Origin of the sequence: Mesorhizobium sp. M1A.F.Ca.IN.022.07.1.1 (assembly GCF_003997575.1) — a bacterium.
GTDB lineage: Bacteria > Pseudomonadota > Alphaproteobacteria > Rhizobiales > Rhizobiaceae > Mesorhizobium.
Map to the genome: position 1 here is coordinate 1 of NZ_RZST01000055.1, position 21,838 is coordinate 21,838.

Here is a 21,838-nt window from a genome sequence, read left to right on the forward strand (position 1 = left end):
CCTAGAAGGGAGTGCTGCCCGCCCTGCGCCACCGGGGAAGGCCACGATAAAAACGACGCCGGCCGACAGGCCGGCGACCGTCAGCAGCCGAAGGCTGCCCCGCGCCAGGGGGCGAAGCCGCAGGGCCAAGACCGCCTGAGCATGGCGAAGATAAGCGGGCTCGGTTCACGAGCACCCGGCCAGCGCCTTCAGGCGCGGGCGCTCAGGATTGTTGTTGGCGCCCACGGCAGCTGGATGACCGCAACAAGATGCCGAGGAGCAACAGCAAAGCCAGCTGCCACAAACGGCACGCTCCGGCAACAACAGCGTGGCCGATCTACAGATGCTGCCCCGCACGAGAGCCTGCACGCTTTGAGCGCGCATCGGCGAGCAAGCGTTGCAAGCTGGCCATGTCGACCAGGTGGGCGATCACTATATCGCCGACCACCAACGCGGGCGTACGGTCGATGTGCAGACCTTTCGCGAGTGCGCGGACGCGCGCAAGTTCATCTGCGATGGCCGGATCTTGCATTCCCGCTTGAGCTGCTCCACGTCAAGGCCCACACGCGCTGCGATCTTGAGAGTGATCCTTTCAATGATCCAACTGGGGGAAGTCATAAGGGCGCGGTGGAATTCGTCGAACTTTCCCTGTTTTCTCGAGGCGAGTGCGATTGGGAATCCGGTCCCAGGACCGGGAACCGTCTGATCACAAGCTTCAGATTGGGATCATTCTTGAAGGCTTTTTGGTAGTTGAGATCTGCCAGTCTGCAATGCGGACAGTTGTGGTAGTCATTGAATATGACCAGAACGGCATCGCCTTGCGGGTTGCCGGCGATTGGCGAAGGGGGTCGTTGTCGAATGCGCCGCTCCACTTTTGCCTGTCGATCGACCACGCCTGCCGGTGCAGGTTCGCGCTATATTGGCTCGCCAGCACGGCGAGGAGTAAAAGAAGAGCTGCGACAGTGATGGCAGTCGGCTTAGACATGAGTCTCCAATCCATGGACGGCGTGGCAGCAACGGCCCGCCTTTTGGTGTAAAATGCTTTTGATCGAGCCCCGCACTTGCCACAGGGCGCAGTCGCGAGGGCGCACAGCTATAGATGCCGGTGCGCTCTGGCGGTTTCTGGAAAGATGGCCTTGCGCCATCGGGCCCACCCCACCCAGCTGAGCGTCGTTCGCGCGGGCCGGGCAACCGCGACCGCCATTCACCACGCCGGGCGACTGACCGTCCGCCCGGCAGAGCGCTGAAGGGTCCCCGGACCTTCCGGGTTGCCGGCGATTTGGCGAAGCGGGGTCGTTGACGAGTGCGCCGCTCCACTTTTGACTGTCCATTGGCACGACTGCATGGGCGGGGGCGGCCTTTCCCGCGGCGGGTGCGCGCTATTATGGCTCGCCAGCACGGAAAGCAGCACGGCGAGGAGAAAAAGGAGAACCGCGAGAGTGGTGGCCGTTGTCTTAGACATGAGGCTCCAATCCATGGACGGCGTGGCAGCAACGGCCCGCCTTTTCGGTGTAAAATGGGTCGCTTTTGATCGTGCCCCGCAGTTGCTACAGGCGCACAGGTGCGGGTGCGATCTGGCGGTTTCTCAAATACGGCTTTGCGCCATCGGGCCCACCCCAATAGCTGAGCGTCGTTCGCGCGGGGAACTGCGTTCACCACGCCGGGCGACTTGACCGTCCACCGCCAGAGCGCTGAACGGTCCGCTAGTGAGGCGCTCCCCGAATCGTCGTTTATCCCGCTCGCCCCAGACCGGGCGACAGCCAGCGTTGCCGCTACGCTGCGGAGAAATATCGTCAGCGCGTGGCATTCGGACATAAGCTGATCGACGCCAAGAATAAGACCCACGGAGGTGACCGGTGCGGCCGGAACAAGAAAGAGCGTTGCAGCCATTGTGACGAGGCCTGCACCGGTAATGCGGGTTGTTCCGTTCGAAGGGAACAATGCGACGAACAGCATGAGGATCCGGCAGCCGATCGGCAGATCAGTTTTCGTGGTCTGGGCGATGAAGAGGGCGGCGAGCATCATATTCGTGCCGTCCAGATTGAATGGAATGAGACCCACGACCGAATGCGTGGCGCCGGCCTTTTCCATCTTCTCCATGAGCGAGGGCAGCGCGGCCTCCGAGGAGGACGTTGCGAGCAGCAGCTCGTCCTTGATGTATCGGACGAGAGAGAAGATCGAGCGGCCGTTGTAGCGGCAGACCGCCGAACAGGACCGAGAAGAACAAGACTTGCAGGATGTCGCCTTCCGCGAAGGCACTGGCAATGGTTGATGGGATGATGTTCATCAGGAAGCTGGTCACGGACTGCTCGTGAGCCGTGGCCACATAGCCCTTAACGGCTTGGACATCGAGCGAGGCCGGATCGATGTTGAGGCCGGCGCCAGGCTGAACGATATTCGCGACAATCAGTCCGACAACGAGTGCAAGTGTCGAGAAGGTGAGGAAATAAACCATCGCCTTGGCGGCAACTCGGCCGACCTTCTGCAGATCGCTCATGCCGGCAATGCCGGTCGCTATTGTCAGGAAGATGACAGGTACGGTGATTATCTTGACGACATCGACGAAGGCATCGCCGAGCGGCTTCAGGCTCTGGCCGGTCTCCAAATGGAAATAGCCGATTGCAGCACCCAGGATTATGGCGGCAAGCATCTGCACGTAGGCCCGGGCAAAATGGCGCTTGCGGGCCGCTGCGTTCGCTATGGGGACTTGTGGAACCAACACCGTTTCTCTCCTTGACCGGATCGGGGTGGGGCTCCTCCTTCTCCCATGCAGTGCTCCGGTCGAACGCTGCGCCCACTTCGGCGCAAGCGATGTGCCAAATAGCAAAGAGGGGAAAACGCGCAGGACCTCTCACGCAGTGCTTGTTCGCTCTCCCGCACTCGCGCTGCGGTTGCCAGTCAACTATGGAAGGGTCCGTTCTTGGGAATTCCAAAGGTCGCTCTTTGCTTCGGCGCAGCTTGGCTGGCTGGAAGGTTCCCTGTTTGCCTTGGGGTCTGGGACCTGCGTCCAGATGGTCAACATTTTCCTGCGCGCCGCACGGGGCTCCAAAGATTCAATCGAGGACGGGCCCTCTTCGAAAACGGCGGCAGCGTTGGTCAAGCCCTTCCACCCTGCTGTCCCACCAAGGGTGTTCAGAAGCTCAGTTCACGATTAAGCGATGGATCAGCGTCATCTGGCGTTTGCGCCATCGCGGCGGCGTTGCAAGGGGTCTGCCAAGGATGAGCAAGCCGCGAGGCAGGGCCCGAGACCTAGACTCCATCCTCATCAACAGCGCTCGGCTCGCGTTAGGAATGTTCGAACCGCAGCACGATCAGGTGGCCACACCGTTGGTCGGAACCGGAACCCGACGAATGATCGTTCGTGACCGACATCTGTGAACAAGCAGTGTGTGTCATTGCAATCACCACCCATTGCGCGCAATTGCCCATATGGCCGTGAATGAACTGGATTTGGTGATTTTCCAGATGGCGGTGGAAAGCGTCCGCTTGCTCTCTTCAAGCTTTGATGAGAAGGCGGCTGAGATAGCCACGAGGAGCCGTGGTAGCCTTCTTTTCGACGTGCGGGTTGACGGTGACCTGGAGGTCCAGCGAGTCGCAGCCATTGGATATCCAGGCGACAAGATCGGTGTGGTGGCATTGGACCGAGAGGGCCTTGTTAGCTGCTGTTGCCTTGTCAATGGCACCTTCTCACCTTTCATTGCACCATTGGAGAACTGGACCAGCATGCCCCTGTCCATGCAGGCCCAGATCGATGTCACAGGCTATGCGAGGCTCCTTCTGGCCGCCCTGCGAAATGCTGGACATATGCTGGGCAGGTAGCATCACCGATGATGTCTGTGATGAGATGGTGCAGACGGCTGGATGAGGCGATCGCTTGCCGGCAGCTTTGGCCGCCAAGCGATCGGTGAGTTCGCAATGCTGGACACGTCCTGTAGACTCTGCCAGTTAAGTTAGCGGACAACCATCTGACGAATGCCCGATCTGACAGTCTGGACGGCGCGGCATGCCCTCCTAGGAATGCAGCCGTGGTTCTACTCCCTCGGCTGTTTTTGCGTCGAAGGCGACGGGCACACCGTGAACGATGGACGTCGCCGCCACCAATTCCTCAACTCGCGATCGGTCGCTTTGCACGCCGGCATAAGCGTTCGAATGGCGCGGATCGCCTGGGCGGTGGAGAGGAACCGGGCCTTGCCTCTGGACAGAACATAGGCTTCGGCGGCTTTTTCACCCGCCTCCCTGAAACTCTGACTGACACGATCTAGGACGGGAGTTCGGCAGCCTTCAAGCCTATGTCCGATACCGGACAATCAGGCAGCGGTGGCCAGGCCGAAATAACGTTGCTCCTCCTCGCCGTAAGCGCCATGCGTGAGTTCCATCAATCCGACGCGGTCGATAATCGTGACCTCGCCGCGCTTGGCACGGACAAGTCCTCGATATTCAAGCATTTGCAGGGCCGTGGTGACCCCGGGACGGCGGGCGCCGAGCATGGTCGCCAGAAATTCATGCGTCAGGTAGATCTTGTCTCCGTCAGAGCGGTCATGGATCATCAGCAACCAGCGGGCCAGCCGTTCCTCGATTTTGGAGTGGCCATTGACCAGTGCCGTCCGGGACGACTGGACAAGGAACGCGTGGGCATAGTCCAGCACTGACGTGCGCAGCGACGGGCTTTCCGCAACCGCAGGACGAATGATTTCAACCGGCAGGCGCCAGCCATTGCCTGCGACCTGGATATAGGTCTCGTTGGAAGAGCTGTCCTGTCCGAGAATGAGGGCAATTCCTGTCATCCCGTCATATCCGATAATGCCGACTTCACATTGCCGTCCGCCGGTCATGGTGGCGACCACCGAGGCGATGCCCCTCTCGGGAAAATATCCATTCCTGATCGGCTGATGCGCGATCTCCAACTGAGCCTTGATGTCCAGTTCGACGCGATGCAGCGATGGTCGCAACAGCGCGAAGTCCTCCGGCGAAAGGGATTCCAGCACCCGGTTGCGAAAAAGGGATTCGGGCAAGGCTCTCTCTCATGCGGGCAAGAGCGCGTACCTCTTACTGTCGGCTGCATCCGAAGTAACTGACGGCCGATGCCAAGCATAGGCTTCGAAACGCGCGATTGCAAAGCCCTGTCGGGGCAGTGCAGCCATGCTAGAAGTCGCGCGGCCTTACGATAGGCGCGGATGACATGATTCCCTTCTGCGGCCACCAAGAACGGCTCGGGCACGCTTTAATCATTCATACACAAGCTCGCAGGAATGTAAGCGGCGGAACAGTCGGGTGATTCGTGCCGCCCTGCCCTTTCAGAAATCAAGTCATTGGACGTCAATTCGGGCTGGAACGCCTCGTCGCGGAACGGCACAGGAAACGCAGCCGGATCAGCAATGGTGGTTCACCTTATGTGCGGTCCGGATGTGCGGTCCGGCGGCTCATCGCCCAATGGCTTGTCGAGGGGAAGTGGAACTCGTCATGTCGCCGCGAACCGTCACCGCGCTAAGCGGCGCTTTTGAAGACGCCGGTGTTTTCTTTGTGGAACTGAAACTGTGAGGTGATTGATGCATGACTCAAACATTTGCGTATTTCCGCTGCATCGGCGACGCACATTGGTCGAAAGTATCGCCCAGGCCCTCGAGACCAAGAACGGCGAGGCGGCGAGTGCGTTCTGGCGCTGTGCTGCCAAGAAAATGCTCATTCAATTGTCCGATGTAGGAATTGCGCCAGAGTTCGCTGCGCAGGAGGTTGGAAGGCTTCTTCATGCGGTCTTGGACGATATGGCCAACCGAACGGTAATGCACATAGCATAGGCTTGGGCGCTGTTGGATCGCGCGTCAGCTCGGGTCCTTATCGGGGGACTGCTCCGACTGGCCGACGGTCCGGCCAAACCGGCATACCGGCAAAGGTTTGAGGTTGGGATCGCTCACGGCGGCCGGTCCAATATTCCAAGGCGATCTCAGAAGCCACATTGGCTTCTTTCCAAGCGGACGGGCGCCACTTTGGCGTGCTCACGCTGGACTGCGGGTTGCGCCTACGGAAATCCGAAGTCCGGCCGCGCGAGTCGATCGACCGGAACAGTCGAATGCTCGTGGGGCCGGGTCCGCTCAGCTTGACGGCGGGCGGTGGCGGCCGTGAGCAGACTTAACCCAGGTCACGGCTGACCATCCGCAGGCGCTATGCCGATTGGACGAGAACTGGTTGCCACAACACCGGCCCGTTCAGGCGTCCCCTCCAGCGGATGCGCAAGAGACTGGCGTAGGAAATCTCGAGGAAGCCGGCGACTGCCTCGGTGTTGCCGACCTGCTGGGGCTGTCCGATACGTGACAACGGCCAGGTCGCGAGACGAAGGATCCTTTCGATGCGCGTATCTGTCACCGTTACGATCCCGGAGAGATTGTTGGCCAAGCCGAATTCGATGATGCCCGCGAAGAGCTCGTAGGTTGCTTGTGCCAGGCCGCCAGCAGCCTTCGGCGCTGTCGCAGGGAGATCGAGCGCGAAACGACTACTCTCCCAGATATCGGCACTCGCAGGGACCACCATCTCATCCAGCAGCGCCGGAAACGTATCGCGCAACATAGTCGGTCCGGTGGTCGGCAAAAGGCGGACGCAGCCGCAAGTTCGCCAATCGGACCCCTTGAGAAGTAGGTAGACGGGGTTCAGGCTGTCAAACGGGTCCGTTTCCATTTCGCCTTCGGTCTGCACTTCCCAATCGAGCCGCTTCTTGAAAACCCGATACCTAAGCCCGTGCATTTCCCTGAGTTCGCTCGCGAACTCGGCGTAGCAGTCGGGTGTTATCAGCTGCATCATTGTCGTCTCCGTGCGGGATGTGTCCACGCAATCGAAGGGCAAAGCCGTCATGAATGCAGCCTGTAGACCTTTACAGCTAGCCTTGGAGAGGATCAGGATCTCGCCCGAGCAGCCATCCGCACTATGGCCTGGTTGATGGTTCGCACGCCAAGCTTCGCCTTGGCGTTTTCCTGATGGAAGGTCACGGTGCGTTTCGAGACACCGAGAATCTGGCTGATATCCCAGGCCGACTTGCCGCACGCCGCCCATTTCAGGCACTCGAACTCCCGCGGGGTGAGCGTTATGCCATCTACCACGCAATCTTCGGCGAGCCTGCGCCGGGCATGGATATGAACGTTGATCGCAACCAACTGCATTGCTTTTTCGTAGCGCGTCAGCGACCTCAAAAGTGGCGGATGCGCCTCGTTGGAGGCGAAGGTCAGTGCGGCGAACCGGCCGCGATGATCATGCATCGACATGGTCAGTCCGCCGCGAATGCCGAACTCAGCTGCTTTTTCCAGGACTTCCTGCTGCGAGGTCGGCAAATAACGGTGATCGCGGTCCACACCCCAGTCGAAGGTATCCCAGCCTCGCAGTCCCCGCAGGATCACGGGATCCACGCTGTGGTAGCGCAGTTGCAGGTAATGTGATGTCCATGATGATGGATAATTCGAGATCAATCGCGGCGTGTCGCCGGAAGCGGATGGGTAGGTGAAATAAGCGAAGAACGGAAAGTCGAACCCGGCTGCGGCGGACGCCATTGCCTCATGGAGATCGACGGCATCGACGCTTGCAGAGAGTTGCTCGACCAAGGTTTCAAATACGCGATGCATCTGCGCTTTGCCTACCTCGCGGAGGTTGCTGGAAGCCGGGCGGAGACGTGGTTCTAAATGATGGCCTGTCCCTGCAGGGCGTACGACGCGCCGCCGTCATCACCGCAATTGCTGTGCTGCTTCCGATTGGAGAGAGCTCCGCGCACCTGACCAACTACCGATGGGTGATATTGCGACGTTATCGATGAGCCGCGTGTCGCCAAGCCAAGCCGCAGCAAGCAAGCGTGCCGGTCGGTCAAGGCTTGCTAACGATTGCAGGTCTGTTTCTCCGCGAAGCTCCAGGTATTCGAGCTCGCGATAGCCGGCAGCCAGAATTGTTGCACGCGCTTCATCAAGCGTAGGCAGGATGGGAGAGCCGCGTGCAAGCCGCTCGGCCGTATCGAGCAGGACCGATGCTAGTTTTGGGGCAATGGCGCGTTGGGCTGGGGAGAGCCGCACGTTATGCGACGATAGCGCAAGACCATCGGCTTCGCGGACTGTCGGACAGGGCACAATAGTGATCGGAATGTCGAGGTCCCGGACCAAGCGCCTGACAAGCTGAAGTTGCTGAAAATCCTTTTCGCCAAAAAAGGCGAAGTCAGCGCCGGCCTGCAGGAAGAGCTTGGCCACGACCGTCGCCACGCCATTGAAATGGCCGGGCCGGAATGCGCCGCACAGGCATTCGCTGATGCCGGACACTGAAACGACCGTGGCGAAGCCCGCCGGGTACATTTCCTCTGCGTCCGGCACATAGAGCAGATGCGTGCCCAGCGGCGCGAGCTTGGCAGCATCTTCGCTTTCCGTCCGAGGATAGGCAATCAGGTCGGCGGGGCTGTTGAACTGCTTGGGGTTTACGAACAGCGTCACGATCACCCGCTCGGCCCTTTCAAGCGCCTTCCGCACAAGGCTCAGATGCCCGTCGTGCAAGGCTCCCATGGTCGGCACAATACCGATCGTGGCACCCGAGCGACGCCATTGCGCAACGACGGCGCGCAGCTCGCTCACAGTTCGAGCGATCGGCACGCTCATGTGAAGTCTCCGGCCTTCAAGGCGTTGACATAGAGATGTTCGACCGCCGGAAAGTGCCGGTTCCGCACATCGGTGGCGTAAGCGGCGATTGCCGCCTCAGCCTGCTCACCGAGCTCGGCATAGCGTTTGACGAACTTCGGCCGAAATGAGGTGAAGAGCCCGAGCATATCGTCGCTCACCAGAATCTGGCCGTCGCAAGCTGGCGAGGCACCGATGCCGATGGTGGGTATGTCGATATCGGCGGTTATCTGCCGTGCAAGCTGCTCCGGTATCTTTTCGAGCACCAAGGAGAAGGCGCCCGCCTCGGTTACCGCCCTGGCGTCGCGCCTGATCCGCTCTGCATCGGCTCCCCGGCCCTGCACACGATAGCCTCCGAACGTGTTTACCGCCTGCGGCGTCAGCCCCACATGGGCCATGACAGGTACGCCGCGCGCGGTAAGGAAGCGGATGGTTTCCGCGATGGTCTCGCCGCCCTCGAGCTTCACCGCTGAACAACCGGTCTCACCCATCACGCGCGCAGCGTTGCCGAAAGCGTGCTCTGGGCTTTCCTCGTAGGAACCGAAGGGCAGGTCGACGACCATCAGCGCGTGTTCAAGGCCGCGGCGAACGGCCTGTCCGTGCATGATCATCATGTCGAGCGTGACGCCCAGCGTCGACGACAGGCCGTGCCCACCATGCCGACGCTGTCGCCGACAAGAACGATGTCGCAGTGGCGATCGAGTAGCCTCGCGACCGGCGTGGTGTAGGCCGTCAAGCATACAAGTGGCGTTTGGCCTTTTCGCAATCGAATATCTGGAGGGTTAATCCCTTTTATCTCACCAGCCGCGCTCAACCGACGCCCCCTTCCCTTACGTTACCAACAGCGGGTGTCGCGTTTGGCATATTTTTGTGCGACTGCGAAGAGCTAAAAACAGTGCTTGAGTAGTACGGTGTTGACGTGCTGGCTGCCAAGGTTACATTCAATCGATTAAGGCGCTCCGTTGGGCCAACCCACTTTCGCAAACATGGATCCTCAGACAAGAAGAACCAAGAAAGGCAAAGCCGCCGTCAAAGCTGACGAAGCCAAAGTGGACCTGACTGCCGTCGTGGTCGCCGTAAACGACAGTGAGCCCTGTGTCCTCACCGTCGGTCATGCGGACACCCTCCCTTCTGGACCTTTTGCGCTTGAGCATCGATCGCTGCAGTCGGGTTTGAGGGGGTGGGTGGAGCAGCAGACCGGCCATGCACTGGGATACATCGAGCAACTCTACACCTTCGCCGATCGCGATCGCATCGGCACTGAGCGCCACCAGCGCGTCATCTCAATCAGCTATCTCGCATTGACCAGGAAGGAACAGGCAACGAACTCGGCCGCGTGCGGCTGGCAAAGTTGGTACGAATATTTTCCCTGGGAGGACCACCGCTTCGGCACGCCGCCTGTGCTGCTCGATAGATTGCGGCCCCGCCTGATTGAGTGGGCCGGCGGCGCCAGCGAGCCGACCACTCAACGCGAGCGCCGGCAGCGCGCTGCGATAGCCTTCGGCTTCGACGACCGCCATTGGAACGAGGAACTCACGCTCCAACGCTACGAGTTGCTCTATGAAGCTGCTCTGATTGAAGAGGCCGGTGGCGGCAGGGACGCGATTGCGGCCGCGGCTGGCAAACCAATGGTCGCTGACCACCGTCGTATTCTGGCAACCGGGATTGCGCGGCTGCGTTCGAAGATCAAATACCGGCCGGTCGTGTTCGAGCTTATGCGGCCTTCCTTCACGCTGCTGCAACTGCAGCGAACCGTGGAAGCTCTGGCTGGCAGGCTCATCAACAAGCCCAACTTCCGGAGACTGGTCGAGCAGCAGGATCTTGTTGAGGAGACTGGGGAGACCTCCCTCGACACGGGCGGCCGACCGGCGAAGCTTTATCGCTTCCGCCATGCCGTTCTCGACGACAGGGCTATCGCCGGGACAAAATTACCGCTGGCGCGGGCTTGACATACTTATAGTCAAGGTAGACATATTCCCTTATTGTCAAACCGAATATAATCGAGGCGCCAATGGCTGGGGCGTTACCTATGGCTGCGTCCCTGTATGAGCGTGTCCGGCGGGTGATCCCTCCCGTTGAATGGCTCGCGTTCGCCGGCGATATTGAAGCCATCTTAGCGCTGAAGCGTGAGCGCAATGCGGTGGTGCTGGCGCACAATTACCAGACGCCCGAAATTTTTCATTGCGTGGCAGACATCGTCGGCGACAGCCTGGCGTTGGCCCACAAGGCGGTGACGGTCGACGCCGACATCATCGTGGTTGCCGGCGTTCATTTCATGGCCGAGACGGCAAAACTGCTCAATCCGAACAAGACCGTGCTCATCCCGGATCTCAGCGCCGGCTGCTCGCTGGCCGAATCGATCACGGCAGACGACGTGCGGCTAATGCGGCTGCGGTATCCGGGGGTCCCCGTTGTTACTTACGTCAACACTTCGGCCGCCGTAAAAGCGGAGTCCGACATCTGCTGCACGTCCGGCAACGCGAAGGCGGTGGTGGAATCGCTTGGCGTGGCGCGTGTGCTGATGCTGCCGGACGAATATCTGGCGAGGAACGTGGCAGCCGATACAGACGTCGAGATCATCGCCTGGAAAGGCCATTGCGAGGTGCATGAGCGCTTCACCGCAGCAGACATTCGGGAACTGCGCGATGCCCATCCAGGCGTCATCGTGCTGGCCCATCCAGAATGCCCACCAGACGTTGTCGCGGAGGCGGAGTTCTCCGGCTCGACCGCAGCGATGTCGGATTATGTCGAGCGGGAGAAACCGACGCGTGTCGTCCTTCTGACCGAATGTTCGATGAGCGACAACGTCGCGGTCGCGCATCCCGACGTCGAGTTCGTTCGCGCATGCAACCTGTGCCCGCACATGAAGCGCATCAACCTGGCCAACATTCGCGCCGCGCTCGAGCAGAACCGGCATGAGGTCCGGATTGATCCCGAAATTGCCGGCCCCGCCCGCCGCGCGGTCGAGCGCATGCTTTCCCTATGAGCCTGGAGGTTCGCGACATCGCCGGGGCGCCGGTCGTCATCGGTGGCGGCATTGCCGGCCTGATGACGGCGCTTCATCTGGCGCCGGAACCGGTCGTGCTTTTGACCAACGCGCCGCTTGGAACCGGAGCCTGCAGTGAGCTTGCCCAGGGCGGTCTTGCGGCAAGTCTCGGCGGCGACGACGGCCCGGATTTTCACCTTTGCGACACGATAGCTGCCGGCGACGGACTCTGCGACGAGGCCACGGTGCGGCGAGTGGTCCGAGCTGCACCCGAAGCGATTAGGACGATCCAAAGGTTCGGCGTCGCCTTCGACCAGCACCCTGACCGCGCGTTGCGACTTGGGCTCGAGGCGGCACACTCGCGACGGCGGATTGTGCATGCAGCCGGCGACGCCACCGGTCGCGAGTTGGTGCGCGTGCTCATCGCCGCGGTTCGGCGTACAGCCTCGATCACCACTATCGAAAATGTGGAGGTCCGCCGGCTGGTCGTGCAGGACGGGTCGGTCATCGCCGTGGTCGCCGCAGGACGAGCCGGCGCGCTCGCTCTGCCCACGCGTCGCGCGGTGCTGGCGACCGGCGGCGTCGGCGGGCTGTTTTGCGACACGACAAACCCCGCTGGCTCATGGGGTCACGGGCTGGCGCTCGCCGCATGGGCGGGGGCGGAACTCGCCGACTTGGAATTCATACAGTTCCATCCAACTGCGCTCGACGGTCCGCGCCGGCCGATGCCGCTGGTGAGCGAAGCCGTGCGTGGCGAAGGCGCGGTGCTCATCGATGAGCGAGGAGAGCGCTTCCTCGCTGACACACCTGGCGGTGAACTTGCGCCTCGCGACGTCGTAGCGCGCGCCATTTGGCACCAGCTTGCCGTTGGACGCCGCGTATTCCTGGATGCACGGCAAAGTCTCGGCCCGAGATTTGGCAAGCGTTTTCCAGGCATCGCCGAATTGTGCCGGAGCGCAGGGGTCGACCCCGCGACCGACCCGATCCCGGTGCGCCCGGCGGCACATTATCACATGGGCGGCGTCGCCGTAGACAGCGCCGGCCGCAGCTCCATCGAGGGATTGTGGGCCTGCGGTGAGGTCGCCTGTACCGGCCTGCACGGCGCCAACCGCCTGGCCAGCAACTCGCTCACCGAAGCGGCGGTCACCGCGAGCTGGGTTGCCGAAAGCGTTGCCGGCACGTCGTATACCCGGCGACCGCGCAGATGCTCCACATTCGTCCCTCCACGACCAGACGCTTCCGCGGTCCGCCCAATTGTCTCCGCCGCCCTGGGTATCATCCGCGACGGCGAGGCAATGCGCGAAGCGGTGGCGACCCTGCTGCCGATCGCAGCTGACAATGTCGCTGCCTCTGGTCCGGCTTTGGTCTCACTGATGATCGCCGTGGCGGCCCTGGGGCGGGAAGAGAGTCGAGGCGCGCACTGTCGGTCCGATTTCCCGCTCCACGATGCCGACGCGCGCCCATCACGGCTGACACTGCACAGCGCAATGCGGGCCGCGGCCGCACTCGATTGCCGGGCTACCATACGGAGCACCTGATGTGATTTCATTCTCCCCCCTCCCCGCGACCCTGATCGAACCGATTGTGCGCGGTGCGCTCCTCGAAGACCTGGGCAGATGCGGCGACCTGACCAGCGATGCGGTTATCCCGCATGATTGCACTGCCACGTTGGTGCTCAGATCGAGGCAGGCGGGCGTCGTTGCCGGGCTCGATCTGGTCTCGTACGCCTTCCTGCTCGTGGAACCGGCGATCAACATCCAGATCTGGCGCCCTGATGGCAGCGATGTCGGGGCCGGGGAAACCATTGCAAGATTGTCCGGACCCGCGCGAGGCCTGCTCACGGCCGAACGCACTGCCCTCAATTTCTTATGCCGGCTGAGCGGCATTGCCACTGCCACAGCGGCGATGGTTGAGGCCGTGCGCGGTCACAAGGCGAGGATCGTATCGACGCGAAAGACGACGCCCGGCCTGCGGGTATTGGAAAAATACGCCGTGCGCGTCGGCGGCGGTGCCAATCACCGCTTCGGCCTCGATGACGGCGTGCTCATAAAGGACAATCACATCGCGATCGCCGGCGATATCCGCACAGCAATAGAGCGGGCGCGCGCCGCCGCAGGGCATATGGTGAAGGTCGAGGTTGAGGTCGACACGCTGAAGCAGCTCGATGCAGCGCTCGCGATTGGTGTTGACGCGGTGCTGCTCGACAATATGTCGGTCGAGGATCTTGCCCGCGCGGTTTCTATAGTGGGTGGCCGTACGATCACCGAGGCTTCCGGTCGGGTGACGCCGAAAACGGCGGCGGCGATTGCGGCGACCGGTGTCGATCTCATCTCCATGGGATGGCTGACGCACAGCGCCCCGATCCTCGACATCGGCCTGGACATGCCGGACCACCAGAACATCTGCAAGCATTTGAACTGAGGATTACGGCATGAGGAGCAACATCAGCTCGGCAGGCGTAGGAAGGCGGTGGAAAGACGTGCCGCAGCTCGCCTTTTAGCGAGTGCGCTCCAAAGCCAAGTCGGACCGAGCTTGCCGGTCGACAGACTCCTGAAGGCGTACCGGACTAGCAACAAAGGTTTGACGATGACGGTTGGAATGAACTCGGAGTTCGACGTGAACCAGACCATGCAATCGGTCGATGGAACGCCTCCGCGATGGAACCGCAAAGAGGCTGAGGCCATCTACGGCATGCCATTCAACGATCTGCTGTTCCTAGCTCAGACGATCCACCGCCAGAACTTCGATCGAAACCGAGTGCAGCTGTCGCGGCTCCTTAGCATCAAGACCGGCGGCTGCCCCGAAGATTGCGGCTATTGCAGCCAGTCTGCGCATTACGAAACCGGGGTGAAGGCGTCGAAGCTGATGAACGTCAAGCATGTCATCGACGAAGCGGCCAAGGCGCGTGATGGCGGCGCAACGCGCTATTGCATGGGCGCAGCGTGGCGAAGTCCCAAGGAGCGCGACATGGACGTTGTGGTCGCCATGATCGAGGGCGTCAAGGCGCTCGGCATGGAGACCTGCATGACGCTCGGCATGCTCGATCTTGAGCAAGCTGCTCGCCTGAAGCAGGCCGGTCTCGACTACTATAACCACAACATCGATACCTCTGAGCGCTACTATGGCGAGGTTATTTCAACCAGGACTTTTGCCGACCGGCTGGAAACGCTTGGGCACGTGCGCGCGGTTGGGATGAAAGTCTGCTGCGGCGGCATCGTCGGGATGGGGGAAGAAAAGACCGATCGCATCGACATGCTGGTCACGCTCGCGAACCTGCCCGAGCCGCCGGAAAGCGTGCCGATCAACATGCTTATTCCCATCGAAGGCACGCCGCTTGCCGCGGCCGACGCCATCGATCCGATCGATTTCGTCCGCATCGTTGCGCTCGCGCGGGTGATGATGCCGAAATCCTGTGTAAGGCTGTCCGCCGGCAGGACGGCGATGAGCGACGAAACGCAGGCGTTGTGCTTCTTTGCCGGCGCTAACTCGATCTTTGTCGGCGACACGCTGCTGACGGCGGACAATCCCGGCGAGGACAAGGATAGCCTTCTGTTCCAGCGTCTCGGCATCGAGCCGATGGAACTCGCCACGCAATGAACGAGGCAATTCTTGCCCGCTATGACGCATCCTTGCGCGGACTGGCGCGCAAGGACCGGTTGCGGACGCTCGCACCGCGCGCCGGTCTCGACTTCTCGTCGAACGACTATCTCGGACTTGCCGCCTCCAAAAGACTTGGCGAAGCGGTTGCGGCGGCGATTGCGCGGGGCACGCCGGTTGGCGCCACCGGGTCGCGGCTGTTGCGCGGCAACGCACCGGAACATGAGCAACTGGAGGCGGACGCCGCGGCATTCTTCGGCGCCGACCGTGCGCTGTTCTTTGGCAGCGGCTACATCGCCAACTTCGCCCTGTTGACCGCGCTGCCGCAGAAAGGCGACCTGCTGGTCCTCGACGAACTCGCCCATGCCAGCATGCATGAGGGCGCGCAGGCCGGGCGCGCCGAGTTCAAGCTGGCCGCGCACAACGACGTCGACGCTGTCGAGGACGCAATCACCCGCTGGCGCGCCGAAGGCGGCACGGGGCGCGTGTGGATCGCCGTCGAAAGCCTTTACAGCATGGATGGCGACCGCGCGCCGATGGAGAGCCTGGTCGCGATGGCCGATCGGCACCAGGCATTCATCGTCGTCGATGAAGCGCATGCCACCGGCATCTGGGGACCGGACGGCCGGGGACTGGCCGCCGCGTGCCAAGGCCGCGACAACATCGTCACGCTCCACTCATGCGGCAAGGCGCTCGGCGCATCCGGTGCACTCGTCACCGGGCCGAGGACACTGTGCGATTATCTCGTCAACCGGTGCCGGCCGTTCATCTACGCCACCGCGCCCTCGCCGCTGATGGCGGTCGCGGCGCGCGAAGCGCTGACTATTCTGTCCGACGAGCCCATGCGCCGCGCTCAGCTGCAGGAACGCGTTGCCTGCGCCGGCCGCCAATTGGCCGAGCGCTGCGGCGTCGTACCCAGCGGCTCGCAGATCCAGCCATTTGTCATCGGCGACGTTGGGCGCACCATGGCGGTGGCGGCGGCCCTGCAGGCACGCGGCTTCGACATACGCGGCATACGTCCGCCGACGGTGCCCGAGGGCACATCGCGCCTGCGCATTTCGCTGACGCTCAACGTCGACGAGACCGACATTTCCGCCATGGTCGAGGCTCTCGTTGAGGTGTTGGCCACAGCATGACCAAACGCATCGTCGTCACCGGAACAGACACCGGAATTGGCAAGACAGTATTTTCGGCCGGACTTGCCGGGCTGCTCGACGGCTTCTACTGGAAGCCGGTGCAATCGGGCCTCGACGAGGAGACTGACAGCGAGGTCGTCGCCCGGCTTTCCGGCTTGCCCGACGGACGCGTGCTGCCCGAAGTCTATCGACTGACGATGCCGCTGTCGCCGCATCGATCAGCCGAAATCGACGGCGTCGCGATCGAGGCCGACGATCTTTCATTTCCGGTCCTGCCGACACCGCTCGTCATCGAAGGCGCCGGCGGGCTGATGGTGCCGCTCAATCGACAGACAAGGTTCATTGACATATTCGAACAATGGCGGCTGCCGGTAATACTGTGCGCCCGCACCGCGCTCGGCACCATCAATCATACGCTGTTGTCGATCGAGGCCCTGAGAGCCCGCTCCATCCCGCTCATCGGCATTGCCTTCATGGGCGAAGAGGTGGCCGATACGCAAAGGACAATCGTGGAATTCGGCGGCGTGCCGCAGCTCGGCAGGCTGCCGCACCTCGGTCCGCTGACGGGTGAAACGTTGAGAGATGCAATGATTTCCGGCTTCGACCTGGCCATGATTGCCGGAGGCGACTGATGGCGCAGTCTCGAGTCTGGCATCCGTTCACGCAGCACGCGCTAGAGCCCTCGATCCCTGAAATCGTGCTGACTGAAGGCGCCTATCTCCACAAGGCCGACGGCTCCCGCATCCTGGATGCGATTTCTTCCTGGTGGGTCGTCACTCATGGCCACCGCCACCCCCGCATCATGAAGGCCATCGAGACGACCGCGTCGAACCTCGACCAGATCATCTTCGCGGGCTTTACCCACGAGCCGGCCGAGCGCCTGGCCGAGGCGCTTGTCGGCCTCGCACCCGCCGGCCTTGACCGGGTGTTCTATTCCGACAGTGGCTCGACCTCAATCGAAGTCGCGCTGAAGATGGCGCTCGGCTATTTCCGCAACATCGGCGCGCCGCGTTCGCGCATCGTCGTCATGGAGCACAGCTATCATGGTGACACGATCGGGGCGATGAGCGTCGGCGCCCGTGGCGTGTTCAACGCCGCCTACGAGCCCTTGCTGTTCGAGGTCGACACCATCCCCTTCCCGGCCGCCGGGCGCGAGCAGGAAACGCTGGATCGGTTCGAGGCACTCTCCCGCGACCGGCGCGCCGCCGCGCTGATCGTCGAGCCGCTCGTGCTCGGCGCCGGCGGCATGCTCATGTATCCGGCCTGGGTTCTGACCGAATTGAAGAGGATCACTGAGGCCGCCGGCACGCTGCTGATCGCCGATGAAGTGATGACCGGCTGGGGGCGCACCGGAACCATGTTCGCCTGCGAACAGGCGTCCGTCTCGCCGGACATCCTGTGCACCTCGAAAGGTCTGACCGGTGGTACCATCCCGCTGGCCGCCACGATCGCCACCGATGCCATCTTCCAGGCTCACTATTCCGAGGATCGCAAGAAGACGTTTTTCCATTCGAGCTCCTACACCGCCAATCCGATTGCATGCGCGGCGGCACTTGCCAATGTCGAGATCTGGCACGACGAGCCGGTGGCCGATCGGATCGCGGCCTTGAGCGAGCGACAGGCCGCCGGGCTTCGACGCTTTCGCGACAACCCTCGCTTCACCGATTGCCGGACAACCGGCACCATCGCGGCACTCGACCTACGCACCGGCTCAGCCGGTTATCTGGCCGAGATCGGGCCAAAACTGCGCGCTTTTTTTCTTGAGCGCGGCCTGCTCGTGCGCCCGCTCGGCAATGTCCTGTACCTTCTGCCGCCCTATTGCATTACCGGCAACGAGTTGGATGGGCTCTATGACGCCATCGAGGAGGCCGGCGAACGCTTCGGCTCAAAGCCATGAGCCGATCATCGCGCATTCTCGGGCTTGGCCATCATGCGCCCGCGCGCAAGGTGGAGAATCCGGAAATCGAAGATCGTCTCGGGCTTGAACCCGGCTGGATCGAGCGGCGCACCGGGATACGGTCGCGCTTCTGGGCAGCGGACGAAGACACGCTGTCGGCCCTTGCCGCGCACGCCGGCGACATGGCGCTGACCAATGCCGGTATCGACCGCGGCGACATCGGCCTGCTGTTGCTCGCTACCTCCACACCCGATCATCTTCTGCCGCCAAGCGCGCCCCTGGTCGCACATCGGCTGGGACTAGGTCGCGCCGGCGCGATCGACCTGACCGGCGCTTGCGCCGGCTTCATCTATGCGCTGATGTTCGCCGACGGGTTCATTCGCCTGCATGGCAAAGCGAGCCTTGTCATTGCCGCCAACATCCTCAGCCGCCGCATCAATCCGGCCGAGCGCGCCAGCGCCGTGCTGTTTGCCGATGCCGCCGGCGCGGTGGTGATCGGTCCGTGCGATGACCCGGATCGAGGCATTCTCGGCGCTTCGGTGGATTCGGACGGCTCGCGTTACGGGCTGATCCAGATTCCTGCCGGTGGAAGCAACAATCCGTTCCATGGCGGCCTCGACCTCGAGCAGACCCGGATGACGATCACCGATGGCCGCGAAGTGTTCGCCAAGGCCGTGGAGATGATGACCGCCTGCTCGAGAGATGCGCTCACTGCTGCCCGACTGAGGCCGCAAGACCTCGATCGTTTCGTGCCGCATCAGGCCAATGCTCGCATTTTCGACGCGGTCGGCAGGAACCTCGGCATCACAGATCACTCGATGGTCAAGACGATCGCCGAATATGGCAACTCTTCCGCCGCGACGATCCCGCTCTCGTTGTCGCTCGCCCATCGGGCGCAGCCGTTTCGGCCTGGCGAGAAAGTCCTCTTGGCGGCAGCGGGTGCGGGTCTCAGCGGCGGCGCGCTTGTCGTGGGAATTTAGCAAAGCAACGCTTGCGCATAGGACTGCTCATGAATGAGACTATGAGAATGGCTCAATACGCAAATAGTCGCCGGCAAGCTCCATAGAGCTGGGTTCCGTGCGGTGCTCCGCGATGTCTAAGTATCGACCCACTTGCTCAAATCGCAGCGCTCATCGAAGGCCAGCAAAACCTCATGCAGAGCGAAAATCCTCAACCGCCCGTTTCAAAGACGCTCGCCCCATTTCGAAACAAGGTGTTTCGCTCAATTTGGACGGCCACCCAGATTTCCAGCCTCGGTTGGCTAGTGCAAACGGTCGCCATCAGTTGGCTTATGGCAACGATTTCAGCGTCCGACCTTATGGTGGCTCTCGTCCAGGCCGCATCCACACTGCCGGTGTTCTTCCTCTCAGTTTTCGCCGGAGCCATTGCCGACAACTTCAGCCGCCGGTGGGTGATGTTTGCGGGACACTGCCTGATAGCATCGGCGTCGATGACGCTGATGATTTCTGTGGGTCTGGGATTTGTCAGTCCTTGGCTGATTCTCGGGTTAGGTTTCCTGGCCGGCTGCGGCTTTGCCTTGAATGATCCGGCCTGGCACGCTTCGGTCGGCGATATCCTTCACAAACGCGACATTCCGGCCGCAGTGACGCTTATGTCCGTCGGATACAACATTGTGCGCAGCGTTGGTCCGGCCTTAGGGGGCGTGATCCTGGCCGTCTTTGGGCCGCTGGCCGCTTTCGCCTTGGCTGCGGTGAGTGATCTGGCGCCTATAAGCGCGATATGGCGCACCAAATGGGAGGTCCGCTCTTCGCCTCTCCCTCGTGAGAGAATGACGACGGCAATTCATGACGGAGTGCGCTTTACGGCGATGTCTTTGGAGATCAGGGCAGCGACCGCCCGAGCAGCTCTTTTCGGATTGGCAAGCATCTCCATTCTGGCGTTGCTCCCTCTCGTCGTCCGGGATCAGTTGAAGAGTGGGCCAATTGTCTACGGTATCTTATTGGCCGGCTTCGGCATGGGTGCTTTCATCGCGGGCATGGGCAACGGCTTCTTGAGGAAGGTCACGTCTCAAAACAGGCTGGTGGCCTTCGCCTCTGTGGCTTGTGCAGTCTGTTGCCTCTCCCTTGCCCTGACATCGTCGGTTCCTGTGGCGGCCATTTCGCTGGCGCTCGGCGGAGCGGGTTGGCTTATCACCTGGACGGGCATTGACGTGTCGGTGCAGTTGGCAAGCCCAAGGTGGGTTGTAGGCCGCACGCTCTCCATTTACTACGCCTTGAGCGCAGGCGGTATGGCTGCTGGCAGCTGGATCTGGGGTTCTGTCGCGCAAAACTATTCCTTGACCTCAGCATTGGAGGGCGCCGCGGGCGCTCTGTTGCTGGTTGCAGCAGCGGGGATCGTGTTGCCGGTCCGTCCCTGGGAAGAAACGGATCAAGAAAGTTCAGTTTTTCATCCGCCGGACGTGGCTCTCGATCTGAAACCCAGAAGTGGCCCTATCGTGGCCAAGGTCGAGTATTTGATATCGGAGGAAAATATCGAGGCCTTTCTGGGCTACATGCGCACGCGGCGACACGTCCAGAGCCGTGCCGGTGCACGAAACTGGACGCTCCAGCGAAATCTGCAAACACCGTCACTTTGGACGGAGACATTCCGCACCCCCACCTGGATGGACTTTCTCCGCCTAAATCATCGACTCACCGCAGCAGATAAGGAAGTCGGCCAGCATCTCCTGTCACTGCATGAAGGAGAGGTGCCTCCGCAGACAGTGCTTTCGATTGAACGAACGACCGAGGCAATTCGTACCCGTACCTCGACAATCTTTTCTCGTCCTCCAAGATGACGCCATCAAGCTGCTATCCAGGGACAGGGTGGATCACCGGTGCTTTGCAGAGCACAGCCTCACGCCGAGAGCAGCGTGCTCCGAGTTGTGCGATCGAGCGCACCCAGGCGAGATGATGATGAACGCGGCGTCAAGTGGAGTCCCCTGCATGCGCTTGCGGAGTCTTCTGCGAGAGCCCATGCCGACGAGCGCCAAACAAGGTCTGATGCCTTCGGAGTCGTGGCCTCAACTCATCGATTCGCGAGAAAAGCATCGAATGCAGCAGCAACGGCGCGAACAACAAAGCGGTGCTCCGGCCGCACGCGGATGAAGCCGTTTTCGACGTCCACGATCCCCTCCTCAGCCAGCGTCACCAAACGCTCAACTGAATCGAGAAAACGAGCTGGTTCGATTTCGTGGGCGGCACAGATGGTCGGCACGTCGGCCTCCAAATCGCACATCAGTCGCTCGATGATTGCTGCGCGCACCCGGTCATCGTCGGTCAGCCGGTGGCCCTTTGATGTCGCCAGACGTCCACTTGCGATGTGCCGGGCGTAAGAATCCCGTGTTACTTCGTTCTGAACGTACCCCTCGCCGACTCGGCCAATAGCCGACGCGCCGAAGCCGATCACGGTTTTGCAAGTATCGGCCGAGTATCCCAGCGAATTACGCCGCAGGCGCCCGGTCTTCTGCGCTAGCGCGAGTTCGTCGTAAGCGGTGTTTCCTGACCACCTTTCGGGAGTGGTCGCGATCTGTGAGGTTGCCGATCCTGTATTGGGATCGGAGATCGGCTTGTGTCTGGACTTGGCCTTACGCTTGACCCGGAGCGGCAGCTTC

The 21,838-nt window shown here is 61.7% G+C and carries 19 protein-coding genes and 3 pseudogenes; 12 read left to right on the forward strand and 10 right to left on the reverse strand.

Features of this window, described 5'->3' with window-relative positions; genetic code table 11:
• Positions 1–316 precede the first annotated feature (316 nt).
• From EOA75_RS34920 to EOA75_RS34935, 4 genes and pseudogenes are all read right to left on the reverse strand, one after another.
• Positions 317–511: a hypothetical protein gene (locus EOA75_RS34920; RefSeq protein WP_051695369.1), complete on the reverse strand. Its 195-nt coding sequence runs from the start codon at positions 509–511 to the stop codon at positions 317–319.
• 82 nt (positions 512–593) lie between these two features.
• Positions 594–785, reverse strand: coding sequence for a hypothetical protein (locus EOA75_RS34925; RefSeq protein WP_245457302.1), 192 nt, complete (start codon positions 783–785; stop codon positions 594–596).
• The gene (locus tag EOA75_RS34930; RefSeq protein WP_245457304.1) at positions 695–964 is read right to left on the reverse strand and encodes a hypothetical protein; all 270 of its coding nucleotides are present in this window, start codon (positions 962–964) and stop codon (positions 695–697) included. Before EOA75_RS34930 ends, EOA75_RS34925 begins: the two co-directional genes overlap by 91 nt.
• Positions 965–1,567: 603 nt before the next feature.
• A pseudogene (locus EOA75_RS34935) lies at positions 1,568–2,698 on the reverse strand (cation:dicarboxylase symporter family transporter); the annotation flags it as partial.
• A 710-nt stretch (positions 2,699–3,408) separates the two neighbouring features.
• Between EOA75_RS34935 and EOA75_RS09190 the strand changes: the two are divergent.
• Complete coding sequence (locus EOA75_RS09190) at positions 3,409–3,798, forward strand: hypothetical protein (RefSeq protein ID WP_029354905.1); 390 nt, start codon at positions 3,409–3,411, stop codon at positions 3,796–3,798.
• 488 nt (positions 3,799–4,286) lie between these two features.
• Here the strand turns inward: EOA75_RS09190 and EOA75_RS09200 are convergent, their stop codons facing one another.
• Positions 4,287–4,991: a Crp/Fnr family transcriptional regulator gene (locus tag EOA75_RS09200; protein WP_127324113.1), complete on the reverse strand. Its 705-nt coding sequence runs from the start codon at positions 4,989–4,991 to the stop codon at positions 4,287–4,289.
• A 534-nt stretch (positions 4,992–5,525) separates the two neighbouring features.
• Here EOA75_RS09200 and EOA75_RS34940 point away from each other — a divergent pair.
• Positions 5,526–5,774 carry a DUF6074 family protein gene (locus tag EOA75_RS34940; protein WP_029354901.1) on the forward strand — a complete coding sequence of 83 codons (249 nt, stop codon included), beginning with the start codon at positions 5,526–5,528 and terminating at the stop codon, positions 5,772–5,774.
• A 364-nt stretch (positions 5,775–6,138) separates the two neighbouring features.
• Here EOA75_RS34940 and EOA75_RS09210 read toward each other — a convergent pair whose 3' ends face one another.
• The 4 genes and pseudogenes from EOA75_RS09210 to panB form a co-directional block, all read right to left on the reverse strand.
• Entirely contained in the window at positions 6,139–6,771 is a 633-nt protein-coding gene (locus EOA75_RS09210; protein WP_029354900.1) for an acyl-homoserine-lactone synthase, read from the reverse strand.
• 92 nt (positions 6,772–6,863) lie between these two features.
• Positions 6,864–7,583: a LuxR family transcriptional regulator gene (locus EOA75_RS09215; protein WP_029354898.1), complete on the reverse strand. Its 720-nt coding sequence runs from the start codon at positions 7,581–7,583 to the stop codon at positions 6,864–6,866.
• Positions 7,584–7,682: 99 nt separating this feature from the next.
• On the reverse strand, positions 7,683–8,591 hold the full coding sequence (gene panC / locus EOA75_RS09220) for a pantoate--beta-alanine ligase (protein WP_127324114.1): 909 nt from the start codon (positions 8,589–8,591) through the stop codon (positions 7,683–7,685).
• Positions 8,588–9,423, reverse strand: a pseudogene (panB, locus tag EOA75_RS09225) (3-methyl-2-oxobutanoate hydroxymethyltransferase). Before panB ends, panC begins: the two are co-directional and overlap by 4 nt.
• 172 nt (positions 9,424–9,595) lie before the next feature.
• Here panB and EOA75_RS09230 point away from each other — a divergent pair.
• The 10 genes from EOA75_RS09230 to EOA75_RS09275 all read left to right on the forward strand — a co-directional run bounded on the left by EOA75_RS09230 (position 9,596) and on the right by EOA75_RS09275 (position 21,022).
• Positions 9,596–10,558: a hypothetical protein gene (locus tag EOA75_RS09230; protein WP_091595813.1), complete on the forward strand. Its 963-nt coding sequence runs from the start codon at positions 9,596–9,598 to the stop codon at positions 10,556–10,558.
• A 62-nt stretch (positions 10,559–10,620) separates the two neighbouring features.
• Positions 10,621–11,595: a quinolinate synthase NadA gene (nadA, locus tag EOA75_RS09235; RefSeq protein WP_127324115.1), complete on the forward strand. Its 975-nt coding sequence runs from the start codon at positions 10,621–10,623 to the stop codon at positions 11,593–11,595.
• A complete protein-coding gene (locus EOA75_RS09240; protein ID WP_029354892.1) occupies positions 11,592–13,133 on the forward strand; it encodes an L-aspartate oxidase in 1,542 nt (513 codons plus the stop codon). Before nadA ends, EOA75_RS09240 begins: the two co-directional genes overlap by 4 nt.
• Positions 13,134–13,137: 4 nt before the next feature.
• Positions 13,138–14,016 carry a carboxylating nicotinate-nucleotide diphosphorylase gene (nadC, locus tag EOA75_RS09245; RefSeq protein ID WP_091595900.1) on the forward strand — a complete coding sequence of 293 codons (879 nt, stop codon included), beginning with the start codon at positions 13,138–13,140 and terminating at the stop codon, positions 14,014–14,016.
• Positions 14,017–14,223: 207 nt separating this feature from the next.
• The gene (gene bioB, locus EOA75_RS09250; protein ID WP_236370746.1) at positions 14,224–15,192 is read left to right on the forward strand and encodes a biotin synthase BioB; all 969 of its coding nucleotides are present in this window, start codon (positions 14,224–14,226) and stop codon (positions 15,190–15,192) included.
• Complete coding sequence (locus EOA75_RS09255) at positions 15,189–16,328, forward strand: 8-amino-7-oxononanoate synthase (protein WP_091595817.1); 1,140 nt, start codon at positions 15,189–15,191, stop codon at positions 16,326–16,328. The genes bioB and EOA75_RS09255 overlap by 4 nt, the downstream gene beginning before the upstream one ends.
• Positions 16,325–16,960 carry a dethiobiotin synthase gene (bioD, locus tag EOA75_RS09260; protein WP_029354884.1) on the forward strand — a complete coding sequence of 212 codons (636 nt, stop codon included), beginning with the start codon at positions 16,325–16,327 and terminating at the stop codon, positions 16,958–16,960. The genes EOA75_RS09255 and bioD overlap by 4 nt, the downstream gene beginning before the upstream one ends.
• Complete coding sequence (locus EOA75_RS09265; RefSeq protein ID WP_091595819.1) at positions 16,960–18,225, forward strand: adenosylmethionine--8-amino-7-oxononanoate transaminase; 1,266 nt, start codon at positions 16,960–16,962, stop codon at positions 18,223–18,225. Before bioD ends, EOA75_RS09265 begins: the two co-directional genes overlap by 1 nt.
• Complete coding sequence (locus tag EOA75_RS09270) at positions 18,222–19,205, forward strand: beta-ketoacyl-ACP synthase III (RefSeq protein WP_127324116.1); 984 nt, start codon at positions 18,222–18,224, stop codon at positions 19,203–19,205. The genes EOA75_RS09265 and EOA75_RS09270 overlap by 4 nt, the downstream gene beginning before the upstream one ends.
• Before the next feature lie 173 nt (positions 19,206–19,378).
• Complete coding sequence (locus tag EOA75_RS09275) at positions 19,379–21,022, forward strand: MFS transporter (protein WP_029354881.1); 1,644 nt, start codon at positions 19,379–19,381, stop codon at positions 21,020–21,022.
• Between the two features lie 230 nt (positions 21,023–21,252).
• Here EOA75_RS09275 and EOA75_RS09280 read toward each other — a convergent pair.
• A pseudogene (locus tag EOA75_RS09280) lies at positions 21,253–21,838 on the reverse strand (hypothetical protein); the annotation flags it as partial.

What these genes read in the sequence shown, in the direction of transcription:
- EOA75_RS34920 (WP_051695369.1), bottom strand. Translation starts at nt 511, where the DNA reads ATGCAAGATCCGGCCATCGCAGATGAACTTGCGCGCGTCCGCGCACTC.
- EOA75_RS34930 (WP_245457304.1), bottom strand. Translation starts at nt 964, where the DNA reads ATGTCTAAGCCGACTGCCATCACTGTCGCAGCTCTTCTTTTACTCCTC.
- EOA75_RS09190 (WP_029354905.1), top strand. Translation starts at nt 3,409, where the DNA reads ATGGCCGTGAATGAACTGGATTTGGTGATTTTCCAGATGGCGGTGGAA.
- EOA75_RS34940 (WP_029354901.1), top strand. Translation starts at nt 5,526, where the DNA reads ATGCATGACTCAAACATTTGCGTATTTCCGCTGCATCGGCGACGCACA.
- EOA75_RS09210 (WP_029354900.1), bottom strand. Translation starts at nt 6,771, where the DNA reads ATGATGCAGCTGATAACACCCGACTGCTACGCCGAGTTCGCGAGCGAA.
- EOA75_RS09215 (WP_029354898.1), bottom strand. Translation starts at nt 7,583, where the DNA reads ATGCATCGCGTATTTGAAACCTTGGTCGAGCAACTCTCTGCAAGCGTC.
- panC (WP_127324114.1), bottom strand. Translation starts at nt 8,591, where the DNA reads ATGAGCGTGCCGATCGCTCGAACTGTGAGCGAGCTGCGCGCCGTCGTT.
- EOA75_RS09230 (WP_091595813.1), top strand. Translation starts at nt 9,596, where the DNA reads ATGGATCCTCAGACAAGAAGAACCAAGAAAGGCAAAGCCGCCGTCAAA.
- nadA (WP_127324115.1), top strand. Translation starts at nt 10,621, where the DNA reads ATGGCTGGGGCGTTACCTATGGCTGCGTCCCTGTATGAGCGTGTCCGG.
- EOA75_RS09240 (WP_029354892.1), top strand. Translation starts at nt 11,592, where the DNA reads ATGAGCCTGGAGGTTCGCGACATCGCCGGGGCGCCGGTCGTCATCGGT.
- bioB (WP_236370746.1), top strand. Translation starts at nt 14,224, where the DNA reads ATGCAATCGGTCGATGGAACGCCTCCGCGATGGAACCGCAAAGAGGCT.
- EOA75_RS09255 (WP_091595817.1), top strand. Translation starts at nt 15,189, where the DNA reads ATGAACGAGGCAATTCTTGCCCGCTATGACGCATCCTTGCGCGGACTG.
- bioD (WP_029354884.1), top strand. Translation starts at nt 16,325, where the DNA reads ATGACCAAACGCATCGTCGTCACCGGAACAGACACCGGAATTGGCAAG.
- EOA75_RS09265 (WP_091595819.1), top strand. Translation starts at nt 16,960, where the DNA reads ATGGCGCAGTCTCGAGTCTGGCATCCGTTCACGCAGCACGCGCTAGAG.
- EOA75_RS09270 (WP_127324116.1), top strand. Translation starts at nt 18,222, where the DNA reads ATGAGCCGATCATCGCGCATTCTCGGGCTTGGCCATCATGCGCCCGCG.
- EOA75_RS09275 (WP_029354881.1), top strand. Translation starts at nt 19,379, where the DNA reads ATGCAGAGCGAAAATCCTCAACCGCCCGTTTCAAAGACGCTCGCCCCA.